Annotated in this window: 10 protein-coding genes and 1 pseudogene; 2 read left to right on the top strand and 9 right to left on the bottom strand. The window is 68.9% G+C overall.

The genetic code is table 11. The features are described 5' to 3' along the window. Nucleotides 1-22: 22 nt before the first annotated feature. From ABZ281_RS21000 to ABZ281_RS20960, 9 genes are all read right to left on the bottom strand, one after another. Complete coding sequence (locus ABZ281_RS21000) at nt 23-202, bottom strand: daptide-type RiPP (protein WP_356657550.1); 180 nt, start codon at nt 200-202, stop codon at nt 23-25. 49 nt (nt 203-251) lie between these two features. Further along, entirely contained in the window at nt 252-434 is a 183-nt protein-coding gene (locus tag ABZ281_RS20995) for a daptide-type RiPP (protein ID WP_356657552.1), read from the bottom strand. 111 nt (nt 435-545) lie between these two features. Further along, nucleotides 546-1,790, bottom strand: coding sequence for a daptide-type RiPP biosynthesis dehydogenase (mpaC, locus tag ABZ281_RS20990; RefSeq protein ID WP_356657548.1), 1,245 nt, complete (start codon nt 1,788-1,790; stop codon nt 546-548). Next, nucleotides 1,787-3,073, bottom strand: a complete 1,287-nt coding sequence (gene mpaD / locus ABZ281_RS20985) for a daptide-type RiPP biosynthesis aminotransferase (protein ID WP_356657546.1) — start codon at nt 3,071-3,073, stop codon at nt 1,787-1,789. Before mpaD ends, mpaC begins: the two co-directional genes overlap by 4 nt. Next, on the bottom strand, nt 3,070-3,906 hold the full coding sequence (gene mpaM, locus ABZ281_RS20980) for a daptide-type RiPP biosynthesis methyltransferase (protein ID WP_356657544.1): 837 nt from the start codon (nt 3,904-3,906) through the stop codon (nt 3,070-3,072). The genes mpaD and mpaM overlap by 4 nt, the downstream gene beginning before the upstream one ends. Further along, the gene (gene mpaB, locus ABZ281_RS20975) at nt 3,903-4,889 is read right to left on the bottom strand and encodes a daptide biosynthesis RiPP recognition protein (protein ID WP_356657542.1); all 987 of its coding nucleotides are present in this window, start codon (nt 4,887-4,889) and stop codon (nt 3,903-3,905) included. The genes mpaM and mpaB overlap by 4 nt, the downstream gene beginning before the upstream one ends. Next, complete coding sequence (locus ABZ281_RS20970; protein WP_356657540.1) at nt 4,886-5,890, bottom strand: LLM class flavin-dependent oxidoreductase; 1,005 nt, start codon at nt 5,888-5,890, stop codon at nt 4,886-4,888. Before ABZ281_RS20970 ends, mpaB begins: the two co-directional genes overlap by 4 nt. A gap of 792 nt (nt 5,891-6,682) precedes the next feature. After that, entirely contained in the window at nt 6,683-7,753 is a 1,071-nt protein-coding gene (locus tag ABZ281_RS20965) for an IS110 family transposase (RefSeq protein ID WP_356657538.1), read from the bottom strand. 198 nt (nt 7,754-7,951) lie between these two features. Beyond that, nucleotides 7,952-8,140, bottom strand: coding sequence for a hypothetical protein (locus tag ABZ281_RS20960; RefSeq protein ID WP_356657554.1), 189 nt, complete (start codon nt 8,138-8,140; stop codon nt 7,952-7,954). Between the two features lie 315 nt (nt 8,141-8,455). Between ABZ281_RS20960 and ettA the strand changes: the two genes are divergently transcribed. Both ettA and ABZ281_RS20950 read left to right on the top strand, forming a co-directional pair. Next, the gene (ettA, locus tag ABZ281_RS20955) at nt 8,456-10,120 is read left to right on the top strand and encodes an energy-dependent translational throttle protein EttA (RefSeq protein WP_356657536.1); all 1,665 of its coding nucleotides are present in this window, start codon (nt 8,456-8,458) and stop codon (nt 10,118-10,120) included. A 6-nt stretch (nt 10,121-10,126) separates the two neighbouring features. After that, nucleotides 10,127-10,408 (top strand): annotated as a pseudogene (locus ABZ281_RS20950) (thioesterase family protein); the annotation flags it as partial. Nucleotides 10,409-10,425 lie beyond the last annotated feature (17 nt).

Raw genomic sequence — 10,425 nt, 5'->3', positions numbered from 1 at the left:
AACTATGACCCTGGGGTGCCGATCAGGTGGTGATCGCGGAGATCGCCGTGTAGGTCGCGGCGGAGGCCGCGGCGACGGAGACCACGGCCGCGGTCGCCTGGAAGCCGGTCGACACGCCACTCCAGAAGCCCGGGGCCTCCAGGGTCTCCAGCTCCTGCAGCGCGAGCTCCAGACCGGCGTCCTTGCTCAGGTCGTTCTGCATCGTTGCCTCTCCTTTTATGTATGGGGGGTGGGCGAAACGTGCGGTGGTCTCAGGTCGCGATGGTCGCGGCGGTGAGCGCGTAGCTGCCGTAGGCCGCGGCGCTCGCCGACACGACGCCGACGGAGACGCCGACGCCCGTCCACCAGCCGGGAGCCTCGAGGGTCTCGAGCTCCTGGAGACCGAGTTCCAGAACATCGCTCTCGTGGGCGACGAGGCCCGCATCCAGCGTCATGTTCACGCTGAGTCCTTTCCCTAGCTTTTTCGTTGTGCAATTTACCCGCGCGGAGGCACGGGAGTCTTCGGAGGGCATCCTTATATGCCCTTGAGTGAGCGTGGGGTTTTCTCATCTCCCGCCGTCCGCGAAGCCCTGGGAATTCCGGGAATTCTCGGGCGCGGATACGGTCCGAACCCCGCGCAGTACGTCACGGATGTCGTCGGCGCCGACTCCGGCGAGCATGGGGAGGCCGCCGCCCCACATGCGGACGCACGACCGTGTCACGCGTTCCACGTCGCCCTCGCCGATCGGGTCGAGGGGCGCGATTCCGAGCCGGTCGAGCCACCGCGAGAACCCCGTTCCCGGTTCCGCCGGGACCGGGAACGAAATCGCGTCGCGCAACACCTCCCAGACCTGCTGGGCCCGGTCCGCCGATCCGAGGCCGGCGGTGGTGTGCAGGCGGTCCCAGTAGGCGGGGACCAGGTTGGCCAGTGCCTGCATCTTCCGCACACCGAGGTGGTGGGAGAGGTTGTTGGCGAGGAACCAGGCCTTCACGGTGAAGGCGGCGCGGTCCCGCAACAACGCGCTGTCCTGAGTGGCGACGCTGAGCCGGGCCAGCCGCCTGCGCGCCTCCGGTTCCGCCCCGCCCGTGCGGTGGACCCGGGTCAGCTCGGCGACCGCCTCCGCGGCGAGCCGCAGGGCCCTTCGGTCCGTGTCGCCGAGTGGCCCCGTGGCCCCGATCACGGGACCGACGCAGCGCAGCACGATCTCCATGCACCCCTCCAGCAGGACCTCGTACGGCATCCCGGCGGTCGCCCGGGCGTCCAGCACGGCTAAATCCGGCTGCAGGGCGACGCTGGTGAAGGCGCGCTTGGCCGCACCGTCCGTGAAGCTGGCGATCCCGCTCACCTCGGCGGCGGTGCCGATCGTGGTCGGCACCGCGGCGAGCACGGCCCGCCGCGCACGGTCCGGGCCCAGCACCCAACCACTGCGCTGTTCCGCGAACACGATACGAGCGGCCAGCGGATCGGTCAGCGCGGTCGCCAATTTCACGGCGTCGATCAGAGAACCGCCACCGAATGCGACCACCCATTCAGCAACCGGCAATTCACGTGCAATGCGGCGAGCATCCTCGACGTCCCCCATCCGGTCGATCTCAAGAGCAATCATATTCGCACCCGAGGACGAGATCAATTCCTGAAGGAATAGAAATCCGGAATTTTCGGCGAGGGATTTGTCGTACACCACGGCCGTCGTCGCGGCCCCGCTTTCCACGATGCGCTCGTGCAATGCGGCGAGTCCGTCGAGCACACGGCACCGGTTGATCACCTCGTGCCGGTCGACCACCTCGCACCGGTCGCCCGACGACGTCATGCGGCGAACCCGTCGTGCCCCTGGCGACGGACGCGTTCCGTGCAGGCGGCGACGCCGGCCCGGGCGGCCGTCACCAGCTCCGTCACCTCGGCGGCCGAGTAGGTCAGGGCCGGGATCAACTGGATGCCGTGCGGCCCCGCGTGCACCTGGGCCCCGGCCCGCCGGATCTCCCGGACCAGCGCCGGCACATGACGCTGTGTCAGCGGGGTGTCGCCGTCCAGCGGGTCGCGCAGCCGTACGGCCCGGAAGCAGCCCGCGCCTCGGGTGTCCAGCACCTCCGGGTCGGCCTCCCGCCAGGCGGCGAGGGCCTCGGCGAGCGCACGGCCCACCTCCCGCCCCCGGTTCACGGCGTCCAGCCGCTCGAACTCGTCCAGGGTGGCGAGCACCGCGGCCGCGGTCACCGCGGTGCCGGCCTGGGTCTCCCCGTGCAGGAGAACCGCACCCGTACTGCGGAAACGATCCGCCACAGTGTCCCGCACCAGCAGGGCGGACGCGGGAAGCGTGCCGTTGGTGAGGCCTTTGGACGCGATGAGGATGTCGGGAGCACGGTCCCAGGCGTCGCTGGCGAACATCTCGCCGGTCCTGCCGAAGCCGGTGGCGACCTCGTCAGCCACCAGCAACGCACCGCTCTCGTCGGCGAGTCGGCCGAGCAGCGCCACGTAGGAGGGTTCCAGAGCGACGGCGCCGTTGCCGAGGACGGGCTCCACGACCACGGCGGCGATCTGCCGGCCGACGGCCGCGAACAGCGCCTTCAACTCGGTCTCGTCGTTGGCCGCCACATGCCGCACCAGACGGGTGTCGATGCCGTAGCCGCGCTGGCCGAGGTCCTCACCGGTGAGCGCGTGCGCGCCGAACGTCAGCCCGTGGTAACCGTCCTTGAGCCCCACGACGATCTTGCGGGCCGGCTCGCCGCCCAGCTCGTGGTGCTGCCGGGCCAGCTTCATGACCAGGTCGTTGGCCGTGCCGCCGGAGACCGAGAAGATCACCCGCGCGAACGCGTGGGCACTGGCCGCCCGGAGCCGCTCGGCGGCCCGGCGCGCGGGTTCGTTCTCGTACCGGAAGACCCCCGCGTACGACGCCGAGCGCAGCGCCTCGGTGATCCCGCCGGTGATCGCCTCGTTGTTGTAGCCGAGGTTGACGTTCCACAGGCCGCTCGTGCCGCACAGGACCTCGTTGCCGTCGGCGAACGTGATCCGGTGACCGGAGGTGCCGACCACACAGATCGCGTCGTCGTCGGCGTCGCTGAGCGGCATCATCATGGGCCAGAGGTCTCCCACGGTCATTCCTCTCTGACGGCACGGACGAGCACGCTGGTGTAGCGCTCGCCCGGCAGGGTGATGGTGGACTCGACGCGGAACCCGGCCGCGGTCAGGTCGGCGGTCAGCTCTCCCGGCGGCACCACCCGGATGAAGGAGTGGCAGACGGTGCGGGGTCCCTCGCCGCCAGGCGTGATCACTACCGTGTAGCGGCCACCGCGGTCCTGCGCGACCAGGTCGTGGACCCGGTAGACGGTGCCGGAGGCTCCGGGTACGTCGAAGACGCGTTCCGACAGGTCGGCGGCGTCCTCGCTGATCTGCGCCGTGGTCAGGACGAAGGCGCCGCCCGGCCGCAGGTTGCCGTGGGTACGGCGGAGCATCGCGCGCCGCTGGGCGTCGGTGAGCAGGGAGACCGAGGTGGTGCCGAGGACGGCCGCACCGGCCGGCTCCGGGGCGACGTAGCCGGTGATGTCGGCCTGGACGGTGGCGCACCGTCCGGCCAGGGCGCCCGGCAGCGCGGTCAGCCGCTCGCGCAGCAGCGCCAGCATCGCGGGTGACAGGTCCACCGCGGTCACGTCGCGGCGCAGCGACAGCAGCGGCACCGTCAACCTGCCCGCGCCCGCGGCGAGTTCCAGGACGGGCCCGTCGGTGGCGCGGACCTCCCGCAGGATGTCGCGCACTTCGGACGCGTCGCCCAGGGTGAAGTCGTGGTAAACGGAGGCACCCTCGGGGTCGTACATGTCGCACACGACGGTGTCCGCCGGCAGTGCCCCCACGGCCTGCGTCGCGGCGGATCCGGCCAGTTCGGCGGGCAGGGCGGCGGAGAGGGCGGGCGCGGGCGTGGAGGCCGCCGGGCTCATACGCCCACCGGCTCGGCCGGCGCGGTGAACCGCTCGACGAAGCGCAGCGCCTGCTCCGCGGCCGCCTCGGGCGTGACCAGGGCACGTTCCAGCTCACGGACGGTGTCCCCGTCGGTCTGGAAGTCCGCGCCCGTGGCCGGGACGTGCACGAGGAAGGTCTCGCCGGAGCGCAGCAGCACGGGGGCGAGCGCGTCGCGGAGGTCCGGCGCGTCCGGCCCGAGGGGCAGGTCGCCGTCGAAGCGCACGCCGAAGCCGGAGACCTGCGCGTCGTCGTGACCGCGGGCCCGCGCCGCCTGCAGGGCCCGCAGCACCGCGTGGTACCTGCCGAGCCACGGCCGCTCCCGCACCGCGGCGACGCTCGACCGGGATCCGGGCAGCCGCTCCGCGCCGAGTCGCAGCTCGCCCGCATCCGGCAGGGCGTCTCCCGCCATGCCCAGCGCCGCGCCCAGCGGGCTCAGCCGCATCTGGTGGTCCCGGCCCACGTACAGGCGCAGGCGCGGTCCGTCCAGCGGCGCGTGTCCGCCGAGCACGACCACGTCGGCGAGCTGCACGGCCGGATTGGTCATCACGTCGGACCATACGCCCTGTTCAAGGGCCGCGTCGGCGTCCGCGAGAAACGCCTCCACGTCTTCCTGGTCGGAGACGCGGACAGCGGTCGGACCGAGCAGCGCGAGGAACCCGGCGATGCTGTAGGCCTGGATCTGCAGAAAGAAGGCGTCGCCGAGCTGGACCTCGGAACCCGGCTCCACGAAGGAGCCGCGGTAGGCGATCCGCGTCGTGGAGGCACCTTCGAGGGCTTCGCCGGGCGCACCCTCTTCCGGTGTGTAGACGACGGTCTTCGGGCCCAGCAGGCCGCTCTCGGCCAGCCGTGCCGCGTCCTCGGTCCGCTCCACCACGACGGTGGCGGCGCCGGACTCCGGGAGGTCGAGCCCGAAGCTGCGGCCGGTCACCCAGGACATGAGATGACGCTTGTGAGTGTTCACGACACCTGCTCCTCGCTCGTGGACTCGTTCCCGGTCTCGCCCTTGTACTCGCTCATGTGCCGGAGGATCGCGGCGAGTTCGCGCACCGCGACCTCCGGTCCGTGCACGGCGGAGACACCGGTCACGTTGAGCACGACCTCGTCCACGCCGACCTGCCGGTAGGCGTCCAGCTTCCGGGCCAGCTCGTCCTCCTCGCCGTACAGGAAGCCGTCGCCCGCGATGAGTTGCTTGACGTCCGTCTCCGGGACACCGGTGATGTCCAGGCCGCCTGCCCGCAGCATGCTCTGGTAGTGCGGCAGGGAGAGATGGGCCTTGTTGCTGGCCAGGGCGATGGCGAGCGGGTCGCGGTCGCCCCGGGCCAGGGCGACGGGCACGATCGCCACGATGCGGGGGCGCTTCCGCCCGGTGCGGGCCGCGCCCTCGTCGATGGCCGGGGCGAGCGTCCCGGCGACGTACCCGGCCGGGGTCAGCCAGGTGATGGCGACATCCGCCGTCTCGCCCGCCACCTGGGCCGATCCGTTGCGCAGCACTCCGAGGCCGACCTCCACGCGCGGCGCGGGGTAGGGCTCGAGCTGTCCGTGGACCTCGAAGAACTCACCGGGCTGGTCCACGACTTCACCGTCGAGCAGCCTACGCAGGGCGGTCAGGTACTCCCGGCAGGCGCCCAACTGGCTGCGGTATTCCCGCCCCATGACCGCGCGTTGCAGCTGGAGCGCGCCCGGTCCGTATCCGGCGACCACCGGCTGTCCCGTGGTCAGCGCGAGAGAACGGGCCTGGACGGCGGCGTCGTAGGGGTGCCGGAAGGGCATGAGCGAGACGCCGAAACCGATCGGGAACCGGAATCCGGCGCCGGCCAGATAGCTGTAGACGTGGTGCCCCTCCGTCAGCAGCCCCTGGCCCTGCCAGAGGCGGGCCGCCGATGACCAGTTCACCAGGCCGGCGAACGGCAGAGCCTGTTCGGGCCGTCTTGGAACGAACGGGAGCATGACCGAGTACTTCATGAACCTGCTTCCAGTGCATGGCCGAGACGGGCCACGGGATGGACCTCTGGCGATGACTTTCGGTGTGTTTCGATGATTTATGTCCGAGAAGGCAAGGAGTCGACATGACACCACAACGGCACCGGCATGGCGAAACACCCGGGAGAAAGGAAAAGGAAGAACGCGCAGCCGACTCGGAGACAGATGTCAGGGCAGATGTCGGAAACAGACCTCAGAGACAGACAGGTGGCGGTCAGGCGGCGCGCGGCGCGGGCACGCCTACCTGGCCTCAGCGGCCCTGCGCCTGGTGCGGGCGCCCGATCCGCCCACGTCCCCGGATACTTCGCTACTCATGGTGGTACTCATAGCTCCCCGTTCACCGCCCCACCGAAACAGGGCGGAGTTGATCCGCATTCGGCAGTCGAATGCCCTCGAATGTAATGGTCAGGCGACTTCGACCGAACAAACGGAAGGAACCGGTCGTTCAACTCCCCGTCCCCCGTTGACCCCGCCCCTTCCCCAAGGGGTGTGATCACATGCAGCATGCCGCCGCATCCATCAGAAGTAAACAAACCAACTGGCGTTGTGACGCGCACCACACCGGAACTCCGTGGAGCCAGTGTGCGTCGCGCGAACTGCCGCGGTACGGCGGGGAGTACGACCGCTGAGAGTCCGAGGTCCGCCACGGCTACGGCCGGGTACGGCACCTCGGAGAGTCCGCTCGCGAGATCAGCCTGAGGAGAAGTGCCGAGCAGTTCACGTTTGATGGTCGAGAAGAACGACTCGGCGAGCGCGTTGACGCTCCTATAGTTGTCAACTCTCCGCAGAGACCGTCTTCGGGGCAGGTCGGATGAGGTGGTAGACCTCGCGGATCACGTAGCGTTTGAGGCATCGGATGATCTCGCGTTTCGTCTTGCCCTCTGCGGTTCGGCGAGCGACGTAGTCGATCGTGGGCTGGTGGAATCTCATGCGGACGATGACGGTGCGGTAGATCGCGGCGTTGAGCTGGCGATGGCCGCCGTGGTTGATGCGGTGCCTGCCGCTGGTCATTCCGGAGCCGGTGGGCACGGGTGCGATGCCCGCGAGTTTGGCGAGTGCGGCTTCGGACTTGATGCGCTCGGGGTTGTCCCCGACCACGACGAGGATTTCCGCGGCTGTGTCCACGCCGATGCCGAACGGCTCGAGTAACTGCGGGGCGGCTCGGTGCACCAGGTCATCGATCATCTTCGTCAGCTCTTTGGCCTCGGCTTCGAGGTACTGCCACCGCTTGGCCAGCGTGCGCAGGGCGTGACGGAGTGCGTCCTCAGGGCCCTCCAGTTGTCGAGGACGCAGACCCGCCAGCTGCCGGGCCAGAGCAATCTGCGTTTTGCCGGCGGTCTCGTGGCGCAGGCCATCGGGGGCGTGGACGAGCATCGCCTTCATGGTGACCATCGCGGCCGCGCGCTGTTCGACGGCCTGGTCGTGGGCGATCTTTAGCCGGCGGAACATCTCGGCCTCGCCGTCCGCCGTCTTGGGAGTGGCGGTGGCGAAGCCGGCGAGAACTGCGCGGGCGGCGTTCTCGGCGTCCAGGGTGTCGGACTTTCCGTTCATCCGCCGCAGCCGTCGATCCGGCCGGCCGGCCTCGACCACCTTGTGACCAGCCCTGCGCAGGAACGAGGCCAGGGTGGCGCCGTAGGATCCGGTGCCCTCGACCCCGAATGCCAGCACCTTGCCGAACGAGGTTGCCCAGTCCAGGAGTTGGTGGAATCCGCCGACGTCCGTGGGGATCGTCAATGTCGCCAGGATTCCGCCGATGGTGTCCATGACTGCCGCGACGTGCACGTGCTTGTGTGTGTCGACGCCGATCACGACGTGCCCGGACGTGTGCTGCTCGTTGGTGTTCACCGAGTTCCTTCCGGCCGGTAGCGTGAGGTGCACGCTGTCGCCGGTCGGACGGACAGGACTGTCACGGGGACGCTTTTGGCGAGGTGGCTCCAGGCTCTTATCAGGTCACGTCCGGCCGGCGGCAGCGCTTGCTGCATGCCCGGCCGGACGGTCGACAGATCAACGCCAGGACACCCGTGGGGTCGGTCGTAGCAAGAGTCAGACCGTCACGGCCGGGGCTACCGAATCCTTGCGGGATCCGGTGCCAACAGACTGACAGTCCCAGCACTGACCGGTGCGGCCCACCGGCAGCCGAACGCCGAACTGGGCGGCCAGGGTGGCAAATTGCCGGCTGGTGTATTGACAGCCGCGATCCGAGTCCTTCCCCGTGCTCTCCATGATGGACATCCTCTCGAGGCTGAACCCCTGATCTCGAATGTCCGTCAAAGCGGATCAAGCTCAGTCCTGCCGTTCACGTCGCGACGGTGCCCCAACCCCGTGCAACGCTGCTATTGAGTGATCATCCCTGGGCCGTCTCTGGGCCGTGCGAGGGTGCCCGAGGCCGACCAACGGCGACCGACAGTGACCATCGAGTCTCAGCCGCTCACCACGAACCCCCAGGTCACAGCCCTCGCCTCATACGCGTTTCCGCCCAGGGCTGGCGGTACGGCAAGATGGGGTGTATCTGCCCACTGCCAGTTTCAAGCTGCCGGACGGTTTCTCTTGGCTGAGTTCATTTACACCATGCGCAAGGCGCGCAAAGCGCACGGCGACAAGGTGATCCTCGACGACGTGACGACCAGCTTCCTGCCGGGGGCGAAGATCGGCGTCGTCGGCCCGAACGGCGCCGGCAAGTCGACGATCCTGAAGATCATGGCCGGCATCGAGCAGCCGTCCAACGGTGACGCCTTCCTCACTCCCGGTTACACGGTCGGCATCCTGCTCCAGGAGCCCCCGCTGACCGAGGACAAGACCGTCCTGGAGAATGTCGAGGAGGGTGTCGCCGGGATCAAGGGCAAGCTCGACCGGTTCAACGAGATCGCCGAGCAGATGGCGACCGACTACACCGACGAGCTCATGAACGAGATGGGCAAGCTTCAGGAGGACCTCGACCACGCCAACGCGTGGGACCTCGAGGCGCAGCTGGAGCAGGCCATGGACGCCCTGGGCTGCCCGCCCGGCGACTGGCCCGTCACCAACCTGTCCGGTGGTGAGCGCCGCCGCGTCGCGCTGTGCAAGCTGCTGCTGGAGCAGCCCGACCTGCTGCTGCTCGACGAGCCCACCAACCACCTCGACGCCGAGTCGGTGAACTGGCTGGAGCAGCACCTCGCCAAGTACCCCGGCACCGTCGTCGCGGTCACCCACGACCGGTACTTCCTCGACAACGTCGCCCAGTGGATCTGCGAGGTCGACCGCGGTCGCCTCTACCCCTACGAGGGCAACTACTCCAAGTACCTCGAGACCAAGGCCGCCCGCCTCAAGGTCGAGGGCCAGAAGGACGCCAAGCGGCAGAAGCGGCTCAAGGAAGAGCTGGAGTGGGTGCGGTCCAACGCCAAGGGGCGGCAGGCCAAGTCCAAGGCGCGTCTGGCCCGCTACGAGGAGATGGCCGCCGAGGCCGACAAGATGCGGAAGCTGGACTTCGAGGAGATCCAGATCCCGCCGGGGCCGCGCCTGGGCAACGTCGTCGTCGAGGTCAGCAACCTCAGCAAGGGCTTCGGCGACAAGCTGCTCATCGACGACCTCAGCTTCACGCTGCCGCGGAACGGGATCGTCGGGATCATCGGCCCGAACGGCGCCGGCAAGACCACCCTGTTCAAGATGATCCAGGGCATCGAGGAGCCGGACTCCGGCGCCATCAAGGTCGGCGACACCGTCAAGATCTCCTACGTCGACCAGAGCCGCGAGAACATCGACCCCAAGAAGTCCCTGTGGGCCGTCGTCTCCGACGAGCTGGACTACATCAACGTCGGCCAGGTCGAGATGCCGTCGCGTGCCTACGTCTCGGCCTTCGGGTTCAAGGGGCCGGACCAGCAGAAGCCGGCCGGGGTGCTCTCCGGCGGTGAGCGCAACCGTCTGAACCTCGCGCTCACCCTCAAGCAGGGCGGCAACCTGCTGCTCCTCGACGAGCCGACCAACGACCTCGACGTCGAGACCCTCGGCAGCCTCGAGAACGCCCTGCTGGAGTTCCCGGGCGCGGCCGTGGTCGTCTCCCACGACCGGTGGTTCCTGGACCGGGTCGCCACGCACATCCTCGCCTACGAGGGCGAGTCCAAGTGGTTCTGGTTCGAGGGCAACTTCGAGTCCTACGAGAAGAACAAGATCGAGCGGCTCGGTCCGGACGCCGCCCGTCCGCACCGCGCCACCTACAAGAAGCTGACCCGGGGCTGATCGATCTTGCGGCACATCTACCGCTGCCCGCTGCGCTGGGCGGACATGGACGCGTACGGCCACGTCAACAACGTGGTGTTCCTCCGCTACCTGGAGGAAGCCCGTATCGACTTCCTGTTCCGCCCGGAGAAGGACTTCAAGCAGGGGGCCGTGGTGGCACGCCATGAGATCGACTACAAGCGGCAGCTCGTCCACCGGCACCACCCGGTGGACATCGAGCTGTGGGTCACGGAGATAAGGGCCGCGTCCTTCACCCTCACCTACGAGGTGAATGACGACGACCAGGTCTAAGTGCGGGCCTCGAC

The organism is Streptomyces sp. NPDC006265 (assembly GCF_040613555.1).
Taxonomy (GTDB): Bacteria; Actinomycetota; Actinomycetes; order Streptomycetales; family Streptomycetaceae; genus Streptomyces.
Note: the sequence above shows the minus strand (reverse complement) of the source record. Positions and strands in the feature narration are given on the sequence as shown.

Coding starts and splice junctions, on each gene's coding strand:
- ABZ281_RS20970 (WP_356657540.1), bottom strand. CDS start 5,890: ATGAAGTACTCGGTCATGCTCCCGTTCGTTCCAAGACGGCCCGAACAG.
- mpaD (WP_356657546.1), bottom strand. CDS start 3,073: ATGACCGTGGGAGACCTCTGGCCCATGATGATGCCGCTCAGCGACGCC.
- ABZ281_RS20995 (WP_356657552.1), bottom strand. CDS start 434: ATGACGCTGGATGCGGGCCTCGTCGCCCACGAGAGCGATGTTCTGGAA.
- mpaM (WP_356657544.1), bottom strand. CDS start 3,906: ATGAGCCCGGCGGCCTCCACGCCCGCGCCCGCCCTCTCCGCCGCCCTG.
- mpaC (WP_356657548.1), bottom strand. CDS start 1,790: ATGACGTCGTCGGGCGACCGGTGCGAGGTGGTCGACCGGCACGAGGTG.
- ABZ281_RS21000 (WP_356657550.1), bottom strand. CDS start 202: ATGCAGAACGACCTGAGCAAGGACGCCGGTCTGGAGCTCGCGCTGCAG.
- ABZ281_RS20960 (WP_356657554.1), bottom strand. CDS start 8,140: ATGTCCATCATGGAGAGCACGGGGAAGGACTCGGATCGCGGCTGTCAA.